The sequence below is a fragment of the Anabaena azotica FACHB-119 genome, from assembly GCF_014697625.1.
GTDB classification, from domain to species: domain Bacteria; phylum Cyanobacteriota; class Cyanobacteriia; order Cyanobacteriales; family Nostocaceae; genus Trichormus; species Trichormus azoticus_A.
On the sequence record NZ_JACJSG010000053.1, the window covers coordinates 1 to 13,426 of the forward strand.

General features: G+C 43.7%; 12 protein-coding genes. 2 read left to right on the forward strand and 10 right to left on the reverse strand.

What is annotated here, in order from left to right:
* Window positions 1–284 precede the first annotated feature (284 nt).
* The 5 genes from H6G83_RS28465 to pilM form a co-directional block, all read right to left on the reverse strand.
* Window positions 285–2,387, reverse strand: coding sequence for an AMIN domain-containing protein (locus H6G83_RS28465; RefSeq protein ID WP_190478353.1), 2,103 nt, complete (start codon window positions 2,385–2,387; stop codon window positions 285–287).
* 197 nt (window positions 2,388–2,584) lie between these two features.
* The gene (locus H6G83_RS28470; protein WP_190478355.1) at window positions 2,585–3,352 is read right to left on the reverse strand and encodes a type IV pilus inner membrane component PilO; all 768 of its coding nucleotides are present in this window, start codon (window positions 3,350–3,352) and stop codon (window positions 2,585–2,587) included.
* Window positions 3,349–4,116: a PilN domain-containing protein gene (locus H6G83_RS28475; protein WP_190478357.1), complete on the reverse strand. Its 768-nt coding sequence runs from the start codon at window positions 4,114–4,116 to the stop codon at window positions 3,349–3,351. The genes H6G83_RS28470 and H6G83_RS28475 overlap by 4 nt, the downstream gene beginning before the upstream one ends.
* Window positions 4,117–4,197: 81 nt before the next feature.
* Window positions 4,198–4,344 carry a hypothetical protein gene (locus tag H6G83_RS28480; RefSeq protein ID WP_190478359.1) on the reverse strand — a complete coding sequence of 49 codons (147 nt, stop codon included), beginning with the start codon at window positions 4,342–4,344 and terminating at the stop codon, window positions 4,198–4,200.
* Window positions 4,341–5,450, reverse strand: a complete 1,110-nt coding sequence (gene pilM, locus H6G83_RS28485; RefSeq protein WP_190478360.1) for a type IV pilus assembly protein PilM — start codon at window positions 5,448–5,450, stop codon at window positions 4,341–4,343. Before pilM ends, H6G83_RS28480 begins: the two co-directional genes overlap by 4 nt.
* Window positions 5,451–5,724: 274 nt before the next feature.
* On the opposite strand from pilM, the gene H6G83_RS28490 reads away from it, so the two are divergent.
* Window positions 5,725–7,023, forward strand: coding sequence for an ABC transporter substrate-binding protein (locus tag H6G83_RS28490; RefSeq protein ID WP_190478362.1), 1,299 nt, complete (start codon window positions 5,725–5,727; stop codon window positions 7,021–7,023).
* A 781-nt stretch (window positions 7,024–7,804) separates the two neighbouring features.
* Here the strand turns inward: H6G83_RS28490 and H6G83_RS28495 are convergent.
* Window positions 7,805–8,377 carry a hypothetical protein gene (locus H6G83_RS28495; protein WP_190478364.1) on the reverse strand — a complete coding sequence of 191 codons (573 nt, stop codon included), beginning with the start codon at window positions 8,375–8,377 and terminating at the stop codon, window positions 7,805–7,807.
* A gap of 177 nt (window positions 8,378–8,554) precedes the next feature.
* Here H6G83_RS28495 and H6G83_RS28500 point away from each other — a divergent pair, with 177 nt between their 5' ends.
* Complete coding sequence (locus tag H6G83_RS28500; RefSeq protein ID WP_190478366.1) at window positions 8,555–10,657, forward strand: S8 family serine peptidase; 2,103 nt, start codon at window positions 8,555–8,557, stop codon at window positions 10,655–10,657.
* A 49-nt stretch (window positions 10,658–10,706) separates the two neighbouring features.
* On the opposite strand, the gene H6G83_RS28505 is transcribed toward H6G83_RS28500, so the two are convergent.
* From H6G83_RS28505 to rfbB, 4 genes are all read right to left on the reverse strand, one after another.
* On the reverse strand, window positions 10,707–11,474 hold the full coding sequence (locus H6G83_RS28505; protein WP_190478368.1) for a lysophospholipid acyltransferase family protein: 768 nt from the start codon (window positions 11,472–11,474) through the stop codon (window positions 10,707–10,709).
* 113 nt (window positions 11,475–11,587) lie between these two features.
* On the reverse strand, window positions 11,588–12,073 hold the full coding sequence (gene tadA / locus H6G83_RS28510) for a tRNA adenosine(34) deaminase TadA (protein ID WP_190478370.1): 486 nt from the start codon (window positions 12,071–12,073) through the stop codon (window positions 11,588–11,590).
* Window positions 12,028–12,192, reverse strand: a complete 165-nt coding sequence (locus tag H6G83_RS28515; RefSeq protein WP_190478372.1) for a hypothetical protein — start codon at window positions 12,190–12,192, stop codon at window positions 12,028–12,030. Before H6G83_RS28515 ends, tadA begins: the two co-directional genes overlap by 46 nt.
* Window positions 12,189–13,268: a dTDP-glucose 4,6-dehydratase gene (gene rfbB, locus H6G83_RS28520; RefSeq protein WP_190478374.1), complete on the reverse strand. Its 1,080-nt coding sequence runs from the start codon at window positions 13,266–13,268 to the stop codon at window positions 12,189–12,191. The genes H6G83_RS28515 and rfbB overlap by 4 nt, the downstream gene beginning before the upstream one ends.
* Between the last annotated feature and the right edge of the window lie 158 nt (window positions 13,269–13,426).

The window sequence follows — 13,426 nt, forward strand, 5'->3', positions numbered from 1 at the left end:
TAGTACGTATCGCCTCATCTATTGCCTGATATTGCTGCTGTTTTCCTTTGACTTTGAACTCGTAGACAATCATGGATATCGACCAATTAACCACATGCTTATGCTATCACAAAGAGCATAAAGCCGTCGTAGAACGACGGGGTTTTAAACCCATTTTTCTGATAACGGTCGGAGGTCAACTCGTCGCCGCCCCGTCATTCATTTCGTCGCCTCCCGTTCCGGGTAGGCGAGAGGCTTCTGTCGGTTCAAGCTAATTCACATCAGGCGTGAATTGGTATACTACCTTACCGCTTAGGTGTATTCAACCCACGGCGCTCAAGCAATTGCCGCACCTCTGGGCTAGGCGTGTAATTATAGCCATAGGATGAGTTTTGAGAATCATCCATAACTTGAGGCGTGAGTAATACAACTACTTCTTTGCGTAGGTTCTCTCTATCTGTCTTTCTAAACAATGCTCCGATTAAAGGAATATCACCCAGAATGGGAATTTTAGATACAGTTGTCCGATCCTCATCTTGAATAATGCCGCTCAGGATTAGTGTCTGGCCATCTCGCAGACGAATTAAGCCAGAATTTAATGAGCGTTCAGATATCAAAAATATCCTTTGACTACCTTGATCACCTAAATCTATATTCTCTGAGGCTTGCGGTGCTTTAACAACCGGAGCTACTGATAAGGAAACAAAACCATTGTCATCAATCCGCTCAATTTTAACAGCTAAAGTTAATCCTACTTCTTCTTTCTCAGCAGTAACTGTTTGGGTAGAAACATCACTACCACGAGTTATTTCATTTTTAATGTTTCCTACTACTTCTTGGGTCAATTTGACATTTGCTGTTTGTCCCTCTTGCACTATTAAAGTTGGATCAGTCAAAATCTTGGCATTACCATTTGTTACCTGAGCTGTTAAATTAGCAATAAAACGTCTAGGGAAGGAACTAGAACCGTTAAAATTTATACTTCCTGAACCACCTTCATTAGAAACAAATGTGTTTCCCACACCAAAAGAAAAGCTAGTGTTGAAGTTATCCTCTTTACTGAGGTTAATATCAACAATTTTAACGTTCACTACCACTTGACGACGACGAATATCAAGCTGAGTTAACTGAGTAATTGCCATATCAACTAGCTTTGGCGAGCCAATTAAGGTCATGGAATTAGTGCGCTCATCTGCTAATGCTTGTAACCCTCTGAGTAAAGGTTTAGAGTCTTTAAACTCAATCCTTTGAGGCTCAATTCTAGTTTCTACAGTTGTCTGCGTTTGGGTAACAGGTGCAACTCCAGTTCCCACAGGTATAGCATTTACGTTCGACACTTGGCGTTCCCTACTCACAGCAGTTTCAGCGCCTAAGCCAACCAGAAAGTTTAAAGCAACTCCCACATTTACTTGGTTAAGCCGCAGGTTTCGCATGACTATATCGCGGGTAGAATTAGGCAGTTTTGCCCCCACAAAAATCGTTCTATTACTGCGGTTAGCTTCTAACCCACTCAAACGCAAGACGTAGTTAAACACATCTTGCACCGGCTCATTTTCTATATCTAACGAAATCGTTTGTTGAACTGCCTGCCCATCTTTACCACCAGCATCACCGTCTTTGCCCCCAGCATCACCACTGATATAAGCTAAGTTGAGATTAGCAGCACGAGCTAGCAATGATAAAACTTCCCTCACTGGTGCATCGCGCAACACCAGACGAGGTACACGTTCTTGAGTACCTAAATCAATGGTACTAGGAGAAGCATCGGTGGCAGAAATGGCAATATCTCCCACTGGAGGCGCAACAGCTCTAGGTAAGAATGGTGGTGCTTGGGTTAATGGCTGTCCAGGGCCAGCAGGCTGGGCTGGTTTGCCGTCAATTGTTACTTCTGGGTTAGGTACAAGTACGTTGGGTACTGCACCAGTTTGAGCTGGTGTAGTGGCGGGTGGTGTTGCCGATACTGGCGGTCTGGGGATGACTGGCGCTGATGCTGTAGTCCCTGATGATGGCGTAACGCTAAGGGTAATGCCATCTTCTTGGCGTGTGACGGGTTGGCTCATTGGCGCATCATTATCACCAGTGACAATCACACGGATACTATTAGCATCTAACTGCACAACCTCAACAGAAGCAATTCCCGCCGCAGGCTGATCTTGGCGGAAGTTATTACCTTGTCGCAGCCGTAGTTGGGTATTAGTAATATCCGCGACTAAAGCTTTGCCTCTTTTTGTTGTAAAAACTTGTGGACGTGAACCGGCAGAAGTTTTGAGAACAAGGCTAAGTCCACCATCACTAGGACTTATCTTGACATCTGTAACTTGAGTTGTTTGCGCCCAAACTGGTTGTGCTGCCAAGAATACGGAAGCAACAGCACCCAAAATTAAACCATTCCCGTGAACCTGTTTCACAGTTCATTCCTCACCTGATAAAGTCTTTTAAACAAAAATATTGAAGTATGGCAGGAGGCAGTTGACAGTTGACAGTTGACAGGTGACAGGTGACAGGTGACAGTTTTTATTCTCCTCCTCTGCTCCCCTCTGCTTCTCTGCTCCTCTGCTCCTCTGCTCCCCTGCTCCCCTGCTCCCTCAGTCCCCAGTCCCCAGCCCTACTTCTTCGGTGCTGCCTTAGCCGCCGCAGCTGCTAATTCCTCAGAACTCATAGGCATTAATGCTTGGAGTTGAAAAGATGTGGTGATGGGTGCAGGGCCTAACCTGCGTATGGGTTTGCCTTTGGCATCAGTGGCTTGAACCGTGGATAATGTCGATTGATAGTCTCTAACTATTAATAAAGGCTGTAAACGCTCTATATTCCGCAGGATTGATTGTGTTTGTTCATAAGTGCCAACGATTTCTACATTCACACTAGTGCGTTTCAGTTTGCCGTCAACTGCTAGCCCTAATGAACCATCAGTGATAGGTTCTGGTTTTTGTATAGCTGGCACAAATTTTTGTAGTTTAGCCCTCACCGCACTGAGAGGAACTTGAGAATTACCGGCTTCTACTAAACGATTCAAATCTAAAGGCAGGGTATCTAAAGTTTTCTCGTCAGCAAATAAAGCTAAAACCTGTTGTTTTTGCTGTTTTGCTTGGGCTAGTTCTGCTGTCACCTTGCCTTTTTGTTTGACAGTGGCTTTTTTTTGTAAAACTTGACCTTCTAATTCGCTATTTTGGGCTTGCTTCTGCTGATAGGTGTCCCAAGCTGGCATTACCATGTTGAGCAGCATATAGAAAGAGCCTAATAGACCTATTACACCTACTCCAATGCCGATGATTTGGGGGGTCAAACTAATACCAAAGACAACTGGATAGGTGGATGCACCACCATCTAATTCAGCAGCTTGTTCGGCGAAATTCAAATCGTCACTCAGCGTCATCTTGTAATGACTCCTGTTTGTTGCAATGCACGAATCCGGGCTACCAATCCTACAGTGCCTTTCTGCTCTAGCTCCCGCATTAACTCAGATGCGGGAACATCACTCAGGCTAGATTGGATAGTATATTTAACTACTTGGGGTGGTTGAATTTGTACCCCGTTAGCACCGCTACTAGGTGGTAATGGTGCATCTACTAAGGAAGCTGTGGTGATTTTACTTTCTGTTGATTTCAGAAATCGGGATCTTTGTAGGACTAATAAGAAGTCGTTGACATCGTTGAATGAACGAGCCAAGCCTGTAATTTCTATCCCCCCAGCAGGGTTACTAGGAGGCTGTCCTTCTGCTGCAGGAACTGGTGGTATTTGTTTAATGTTTTCTATTTGCACTGTTGTGGGAATGCGATCGCGCAAATCTTCCAACATTGCTGACCAAGGACGAATCTGGTCAAATACCGTAACTAAACTTTTAGTTTCGGTTTTTACCGCCTCAGTTTCTCCCTGGATTTTTTTAATCCCCGCAATTTCCACATCTAACTTCTTACTTTCTTCATCCAGTAGCGCGATCGCCTGTTCTAATTCGCTAGTTTTTACTTGCAGAAACCACAAACCACCACCTACAAGTATCGGCAGACAAAGACCTATCCCAACTCCCAAATATATTGGTGTTAAGTTCCCCGTCGGCAGTTTTATCCCAGCTTTTTTTTGTTCACCTTTAGGTTGGTAAGCTGGGCGGTCTTTGAGAAAGTTAATATCTAATCCATACATTCTCTTTTACCAATTCTCCAAAACTTTGAATGAGGCATTTTGCGGAAAGTCTGAGTGGAGGTTTCCTCTGACCAGAACCTTCTAAGACGAATTTTGAATTTTGCGGAAAGTTCTGTAGGCGGTGAATCCAGTGCTGTAGGCGGGTTTCCCGCGCCCTTGCAACTGGTGAACCCGGAGGGGTTTCCCGCCGTAGGAAACTTTCCAAGACGAATTTTGAATTGGTATCATACCTCCCGCATCCCTAAACCAAGAACTATTCCTAAACCAGAACTTTGTATAGAGGGATACTTTGCTTCATCAACTTGCAAGGACAAAGACCCTATTGGGTCTATTTGGTTAGTAGTAATACTTAAGCGTTGAGTAAAAAACTCATTAAGTTGCTGTAACCCACCTCCAGGGCCGCCCAAGAGAATTTGTACGATTTCTAAGTTTTCACTTTGATTTAAGTAAAAATCCATAGAACGGCGTAACTCATCTGTCAGTTCTCCCAGGATGCGTAACACACCAGCCATAGCCGGGTCGGTTTCTGTAATCCCAGTTCGATCACCGCCATCACCAGAATTTACAGGAATCACTATTTCCTGTAGCATTTCCATATCTCGTGATACTGGTAAACTCATGGCCCTGGCATAAGCCATTTGCATCTGATAAGTGCCAATGGGAACAGTACGAGAAAATTGTGGGACTCCGTTAATAATGATGGCAATTTCTGTACTGTCGAACTCTATGTCAACTAGTACCGTTGCTTCTTGCGGCCCAAATTGTCGTAATTGATCGCGAATTGTCCGAATTAAGGCAAAACTATTGATTTCTAAAACGCTAATTTGTAACCCTGCTTGCTCAAAAGTTCTCAGATATGTATCTGTCACCTCCTTGCGAGTAGCAACTAAAAGTACCTGTACCTTCTCAATTCCATCCTCATCTACAAAGTACCCAAGTTTTTGATAATCTACATCAGCTTCCTCACGGGGATAAGGTAAATACAAGCCTGCTTCGTGGTTTAACACCATATCCCGTAATTCTTTGTCATCCAACTCTGCCGGTACAGGTATAATGCGGACGATCGCATCCCTTCCAGGGACACCAGTTGCTACATTAGATGCCTTAATTTTGGCTTCAGCCAGCGCCTGCTGAATTAATTGTGCCATTGCTGGGGGATCGGTGATTTGACCATCACTCACAATTCCTTCAGGAACTGGTACAGATGTTAAAGATTCGAGTTTCAAACCTTGGCGCTGCTTGCGTATTTGAACTACATTCACTCGTTCGGGTGCAATTTCTACACCCACCCCTCTATGAGATTTTCCAAACAGACTACTGAAACTTTTCACCACACTGATCCCCACCAAGTTGCTAAATTTAAAATTTAAAATTTACTTAAGTGGTCATTGGTCATTAGTCATTTGTCATTAGTCATTTGTCATTGGTCAACAGTTCACCCATTAGAGCTATGCAGCACTACAAATCTTGAACTCTGGACTCTGGACTCTGGACTCTGGACTCTGGACTATGAATTTAATGACTCTGCAAAGTTGTTTGATTTAGCCTATAATCTCGACAATTCTGCATAAGGTTTTGTCCGTAATCAAGCGTAGAAATACTGGTAAAATGATTCAATTGCAAAAATTTAAAAAATTTGTTGCTTGTGCAATGCTCGGTTTAGTTACGAGTTGGATGGTTAGTTGCAGCACAGGGAATGTGAATACAAACACGCAGCAAAACGCTTCGGGAACAGCAAGGATTGAGTTTTGGACTATGCAGCTCCAACCTCAATTTACTGACTATTTCCAAAGTTTGATTACGAATTTTGAAGCTCAAAATCCGGGTATAAAGGTGAACTGGGTTGATGTTCCCTGGGCTGCAATGCAGAACAAGATTTTAACAGCTGTCTCCGCAAAAACGCCACCTGATGTGGTTAATCTCAATCCAGATTTTGCTTCTCAACTAGCAGGGCGAAATGCTTGGTTAGATTTAGATACAAAAGTTCCAGAAGCGGCGCGTTCCTCCTATCTGCCAAATATTTGGAAAGCCAGCACTTTGAATGGGAAAAGTTTTGGCATTCCTTGGTACCTCACAACGAGGCTAACCATTTATAACACTGATTTGCTAAAACAGTCAGGTATCAGTAAACCACCTGCTACTTACGCACAATTAGCACAAGTAGCACAACAAATTAAAGATAAGACAGGGAAATACGCTTTTTTTGTCACCTTTGTTCCGCAAGATTCCGGGGAAGTGTTAGAGTCTTTTGTGCAGATGGGAGTTACGTTAGTGGATGCTGAAGGCAAAGCAGCTTTTAATTCACCCCCAGGAAAAGCTGCGTTTCAGTATTGGGTAGACCTTTACAAAAAGGGTTTGTTACCAAAGGAAGTGCTAACTCAAGGTCATCGTCACGCCATTGATTTATACCAATCTGGTGAAACAACCTTCCTAGCTTCAGGGCCTGAATTTCTCAAAAGCATCGCCACTAACGCCCCAAAAATTGCTCAAGCTTCGGCGATCGCACCCCAACTTACCGGCGACACGGGTAAGAAAAACGTGGCTGTGATGAATATTGTCGTTCCCCGTGAGACAAAACAACCTGATGCCGCAGTAAAATTCGCTTTATTCGTCACTAATGATGAAAATCAATTAGCTTTTGCCAAAGCGGCCAATGTTTTACCATCCACAACCAAAGCATTAGCTGATAGTTACTTTAAAGATGTTCCCGCTAATGCTTCAACCGTAGAAAAAGCGCGAATTGTGAGCGCCCAACAATTACAACAAGCAGAAGTTTTAACGCCGTCTTTAAAAGATATTAAGAAGCTGCAAAAGGCAATTTATGAAAATTTACAAGCCGCAATGTTAGGAGAAAAAACAGTAGATAAGGCTGTAGAAGATGCAGCGCAAGAATGGAATAATCGGTAATACCAACTCAAAATTAGTCCGGTCACGCCACTACTAGCGCGACCGGACTAATTTTGTGCATTAGCCAACAATCTATCATCTTGTTCATCTGCGTTCATCTGCGTTCATCTGCGTTCAATTTTCCCCAAACCTATTGCCACATTTTAGTCTAGACAAGCTAATACTCTATACTCCCCTCTCCTCGTAGGAGAGGGGTTGGGGGTGAGGTCAAAACCCCACTGGTCGAACTCAAACTATATGAGATTTTTCGCTAATGCACAAGTTTAGCCTTGCCAGTCCAATACTGGCGTGACCGGGCTAAAATAGTGCAATAGATTTGGGGAAAATTGAACGCAGATGAACGCAGATGAACGCAGATAAAGGCACATGAACAAGATAATAGATTGTTGCATTAGATAATCAGCTTTATCGGCGTTTATCGGCGGTTTTTTATTTAAATCTAATGCACAAGTTTAGTCTAGACAGTCCAGTAGGCCGATGCACTGCCCACCAAAGCCATGATATTGTGGCATTTTGTGGGCTGTCCCAGGATTGAGGACGAGCCTACAAGAGATGGGATGATAAGCGATCGCCTAATACACTTCTTGGATCAATAGTTTGATATTGTTGATAATATTAATTTTGGCGATGCACTCCCCACCCTACAGGGACTCACATGAAATGTGCTGTAAATCGAATTTTTATATTCTCATGGTTCAATTATTTGTGTAAGAGGTCTAATAAAAAATACCCTCCTACTTTTAATCAGCAGGAGGTATAAAGGCTGAAATAATTTCTTTTGTTATTTTTGGGAAGAAGATGAACCACCTTGTCTGGGAAAAGGTGAATCGACAAAACCTAATTCAAACAACTGTTGATAAGCTTTCTTTCCTAAATCTCTGGTGGGGTTTTGACTTTTAATAATTTGTACTAACAAAGGTACAGCTAATTCTGGTTGATTTTGGGCGCGATGTACCAAAGCTAATTGATAGGTGGCTTCATCGCGTTTTTGAGCTGTTAATAAGGCTCTTTGACGTTGAGAATCGGAAACTCTATTATCAATGCCGGAAAAACTAGAGTTTAAATCTTGATAAAAATTAGATAACTGATTATAAACCTGACGTGCTTCTTGGAGTTTCTTGGCGGCTAAGGTGTAATTTTGAGCAGCAACGGCTTGTTCTGCCTCTTTCATTAAACGTTCTCCACCCTCAAGACTCAATAGGCTGTTATTTTGAGCTGTAGGACGTAGGTTATTGGGGCTATTGGGGTCAATAGGCTGTGCTTGTTGAGCATTCACAGGTGCAAGCAGTGTCAAGGCTGCTATCACAGATAGGGAAGTCAAACGAATTACAGAAGCAGGGGCCGCAAAGTTCATGGGGTCAATTTGTGCAACAACTATTTAAGAAACAGGACAATATAGTGAAACTTCGGGTATCTTAACTCTGTTTGTGTTTTTAACAAAGCCAAGTTAATTACTGTGTTTCTCTGAATTTAGACAGAAAATCGGTTTAATAGAGTTCCCATAGCCCGTGCATTAACAATAATCGCTCCTATGAACGACCATAACAACTCCTCTGATTTTTCCACCACAGGTGTATCAGCAAGCAACTTGGGATTAGTTCTGCAACGGGGCGGTGAAGAATTGATACTTGAAAAGGCAATAGACCGCTTCAGTGTCCGTTTTGTCACCGACTTTCCTGTGCAACAATTATCTCAGGTTAATTGGGGTATTTGGCAGGCTAGCATTACGCAAGCTCATTTAGAACTATATCAGGTAACAAGCGATCGCCTAGAGAATGCGATCGCTCAAGCCCGCGCTGACCAAAATGTGGTTTTTGCTAGCCACGCCTACACCGTCCAGAATAATCCAGGGGCTTTCGTTTATCTGAGCGACCAAATTACAATTCAGTTTGCGCCTAAGTTAGATGCTGCCAAAATTACGCTGATAGTTTCTCAATTTAACCTAGTCCAAGACAAGGCTATTCTGGGTTTACCGAATGCGTATGTATTTCTGGTGAGTAAACAAGCCACAGAAAACCCGATCAAAATTGCTAATCAGTTACAAGCCATTCCCCAAGTGTTGGCGGCTGAACCTAATGTGATTATCCAAACAGAAACCCATTATAAACCCAGTGATAACCTTTATTCTCAGCAATGGTATCTCAACCATAACGGCGGTAATGAGTTGGTTGCTGGTTCTCACATCGCCGTAGAACAAGCTTGGGATATTACCCGTGGTGTCCGTTCTGTGGTGGTGGCTGTGGCGGATGACTCTTTTGATTTAAATCACCCAGATTTTCAAGGTAGTGGTAAGGTTGTCGCCCCTAGAGACTTAAGGGAAAATGATTTTTTACCTTTGCCCGGTGTAAAAGAAAACAGTCATGGTACAGCCTGTGCTGGCATAGCGGTGGCGGAAGAAAATGGTACAGGAATTGTCGGGGTTGCCCCTGGCTGTGCATTTATGCCCATCCGTACCACTGGGTTTTTAGATGACGAGTCAATCGAGCAGATATTTAACTGGGCTGTAGAAAAAGGAGCTAGTGTCATTTCTTGCAGTTGGGGAGCTTCGGCTGTGTATTTTCCCTTATCTTTGCGGCAAAAAGCAGCTATTACTAGGGCTGCTACCCGTGGGCGTAATGGTAAAGGTTGTGTGGTGTTGTTTGCGGCGGGAAACGCCAACCGTCCCGTTAGTGGCGCTGTCTATGAGCAGGATTGGCCGGATAATTTGTTACAAGGTTTGACAGATTGGTTAAATGGTTTTGCGGTACATCCTGATGTCATGGTGGTTGCCGCATCCACTAGTATGAGTAGAAAAGCCGCCTACAGTAATTGGGGAACGAGTATTTCTGTATGTGCGCCCAGTAACAATGCTTCGCCGGGGATGTCATTTCCAGACAAGGGTTTTGTATACACTCGCCCCAGCATCACAACTAACTTGCAGGGGTTAGGAATGCTAACAACTGATATAGTAGGAGCCGCAGGTTACGATCCTGGTAACTTTACTAGTAATTTTGGTGGGACTTCTAGCGCTACGCCTGTGGTAGCTGGAGTAGCAGCCCTAGTGTTATCAGCTAACCCTGATTTGACAGCGCAGCAAGTCAAACGGATTTTAGAAACCACGGCAGATAAAATTGTAGACCCCAACCCCGACCCGCAACTAGGTTTGAGTGAAGGTAAATATGATGGGAATGGATATTCTCAGTGGTTTGGTTATGGTAAGGTGAATGCGGCGAGGGCGGTACAAGCCGCAGCCCAACAACGAACCACGCCATTGGATGTTAATAGACAAGTTAAACAGGCTAATTCTAACCAGATAGGGATTCCCGATAATAATTTACAAGGGATTAAAAGTGGAATCGCAGTTGCTGATACCAGCACAGTTAAAGATATTCAAGTCGCAGTTAACATTACTCATGAATTTTTAGGCGATATCGAAATTTATTTAATCGCCCCCAATAGCCAACAAGTGCTATTGCAAAATCGTACCTTGGGAAATCGCACCGACTTACAGACAACTTATGGGGTGCGATCGCATCCTATCCTGAAACAATTACTCTCACAATCAGCCAAAGGCAATTGGCAGTTATGGATAATCGACTATTCACCCCAAGATGTAGGCAAACTCAATAGTTGGGAATTAACTTTGGGAATTTAGTCAATAGTCAATAGTCAACAGTCAATAGTCAATAGTCAATAGTCAACAGTCAATTAGTAGATTCTGCGAAAGCACGATGACTTACTACCAATGGGTTGATTAAGCGTTGTAAATCTTTGGTTAAATCTTCTGTGAGGCGTTTGGAGTTTTGCTTGACTTTACCATTGGTGTAATCTTTGACATTAATTGCCGAGCCGATATTAATACTGACATCTGTACCCCAGCAAGGGTAAGGATGGCTGTAATTGATGCTAATTGGCAGTATTTTCACCCCCAAACCAGGGTGGCTCAATTCTGCACTCAAGGCTAAACGGGCGATTCCGGGTTTAAGGGGATGCAATTTACCGTCCCGAAAAATATTGCCTTCGGGATAAATAACTAACATTTGTTCTTGGTGAAGTAATTCCACTGCATAGCGGAGGGTAGAAACGGCTGGGTGCAAAGTATCTACAGGGAAACCACCCATACGGCGGACAAACCAACCTTGCAAACCCCGACATTCGTTATTGGACACCATAAAGTTTAAGTCTCGTCCTGTGACGTAACGTCCAGCAGCGTAGGGGATGAGTAATGAATCCCACCTAGCACGATGAGTTGGAGCCAGAATCACTGGGCCTGTTTTGGGAATATGTTCCTTTCCAGTGATAGAAATACGACCAAAGAAGGATGGCAGTAGAAAATAATTCCCAACAAAATACAACACAGGACTCAACCAGGGAGAAATCCCCGAAGTAGTCACAGCTACATGAGGCTGAAAGAGCGTGTTTTCTGGTTTGACTTGGCAAGAGTTAGACGGCTCAGAGAAAAATTCCATCATGTTGGTAGCTGCAAATTGTCAGGTAAAGTTGGGGTTTGTTATAGACGTAGTACCACCGTAGATTTTCTTTTGTCAGTTGTGTCATAGTACCTGGACAGTTTCAAGTCTGTCTGTTACTTGTTTTGCATCCGCCGAGTTGCAAACCAGTCTTGCAAATGTTGGCGACAGGCTGATTCTAGAATGCCTCCAACAACTCGCAAGCGGTGATTAGAAGCTGCACTATCAGGTATATTCAAAACACTGCGAATTGCGCCAGTTTTGGTATCGTCCACTCCATAAACAAGCTTTTTTAACCGTGCGTGAACGATCGCACCTGCACACATTGGGCAAGGTTCCAAGGTAACGTACAAAATACACTCATGCAGTCGCCAAGTTTGTAAAGTTTGAGCCGCATTTCTCAAAGCCACAATTTCCGCGTGCGCTGTTGGGTCTTGGTCACGCTCTTTGCGATTTTCACCTTGGGCGATGAAATTACCACTAGCATCAGTAATTACCGCCCCCACAGGAATTTCGCCCGCTTCACCAGCGATTTTCGCCAACTCCAAAGCCCGGCTCATCCATTGGCGATACATGAGGTATTCGGGGTAGTTGGTGAACATAAGATTTGTGGGGGAGATGAGGGAGATGAGGGAGTGGGGGGAGATGGGGGAGATGAGGGAGTGGGGAAGAATAACAACTGATAACTGATAACTGATAACTGATAACTGATAACTGTCAACTGTCAACTGTCAACTGCAAAATTGATTCCCACCATTGACGATGAGTTAAATACCAATCTACGGTCTGGCGTAAGCCGGTGGAGATTGTTTGTTGAGGTTCCCAACCTAGTTCTGTTTTGATTTTTGTAGCATTAATCGCATAGCGGCGATCGTGTCCGGGGCGGTCTTGGACGAAGGTAATTAATTTACTGGCAGGGGAGACGGGTAAATTGGGGGCTAATTCGTCCATTAATTCACATATCATCCGCACGAGGTCAATATTTTTGATTTCGTTGTTACCGCCGATGTTATATGTTTCTCCTGGCTTACCCTGGTGAATGACAATATCCAAGGCGCGGCAATGATCCCAGACGTGCAGCCAGTCACGGACATTTAGCCCATCTCCGTATACAGGCAAGGGCTTACCTAAGAGGATGTTAAGACAAATTAAGGGGATTAATTTTTCGGGGAAGTGATAGGGGCCGTAATTATTAGAGCAATTTGTAATTAAGGTTGGTAAACCATAGGTGTGATGATAAGCCCTTGCAAGATGGTCACTCCCCGCTTTCGATGCGGAATAGGGGCTGTTGGGTGCGTATGGGGTGGTTTCTGTAAAAGCTGGGTCATCTGGGTTGAGGCTACCGTAAACTTCATCTGTGGAGACGTGCAAGAAACGGTAGTTTTCTGGTTTGCCTTGTTTCTCCCAGTGCTGGCGAAAAGCTTCTAATAAGGTGAATGTACCAACTACATTTGTCTGAATGAAGGCATCAGGGGCGACAATTGAGCGATCAACATGAGATTCAGCTGCAAAATGGGCGATCGCACTAATACTCTCTTCTACCAATAACTGATCAATGAGGGCGCGATCGCAAATGTCCCCCTTGACAAATCTTAAATTGGCTTTGCCTTCTATATCTGCCAGATTTTGACGATTTCCCGCATAGGTGAGTGCGTCTAGAACAATTATGCGATCGCTTGGGTATTTCTCATACCAGTGATGCACGAAGTTCGAGCCAATAAACCCTGCACCCCCTGTAATTAGGATGGGTGATGCGGAAATAATGGGTGAATCTTCTGAAATATCAATTTTGGTCATGTCAATTGTTAGTTGTCAGTTGTCAGTTGTTCTTCGGTCTAATTACCATCCCCTTGGCTTTTCACATATCAAAGCCACTAATCACTAATCACCACCATAGACAAAAGTGTTTTTACATTTCTTTACTATTTATCCCTGATTATTCACCAATCACACTG

Bases quoted from the DNA above. Each gene is read 5' to 3' on its own strand.
- H6G83_RS28470 (WP_190478355.1), bottom strand. From the start codon at position 3,352: ATGACGCTGAGTGACGATTTGAATTTCGCCGAACAAGCTGCTGAATTA.
- H6G83_RS28475 (WP_190478357.1), bottom strand. From the start codon at position 4,116: ATGTATGGATTAGATATTAACTTTCTCAAAGACCGCCCAGCTTACCAA.
- H6G83_RS28480 (WP_190478359.1), bottom strand. From the start codon at position 4,344: ATGATACCAATTCAAAATTCGTCTTGGAAAGTTTCCTACGGCGGGAAA.
- H6G83_RS28490 (WP_190478362.1), top strand. From the start codon at position 5,725: ATGATTCAATTGCAAAAATTTAAAAAATTTGTTGCTTGTGCAATGCTC.
- H6G83_RS28495 (WP_190478364.1), bottom strand. From the start codon at position 8,377: ATGAACTTTGCGGCCCCTGCTTCTGTAATTCGTTTGACTTCCCTATCT.
- H6G83_RS28500 (WP_190478366.1), top strand. From the start codon at position 8,555: ATGAACGACCATAACAACTCCTCTGATTTTTCCACCACAGGTGTATCA.
- H6G83_RS28505 (WP_190478368.1), bottom strand. From the start codon at position 11,474: ATGATGGAATTTTTCTCTGAGCCGTCTAACTCTTGCCAAGTCAAACCA.
- tadA (WP_190478370.1), bottom strand. From the start codon at position 12,073: ATGTTCACCAACTACCCCGAATACCTCATGTATCGCCAATGGATGAGC.
- rfbB (WP_190478374.1), bottom strand. From the start codon at position 13,268: ATGACCAAAATTGATATTTCAGAAGATTCACCCATTATTTCCGCATCA.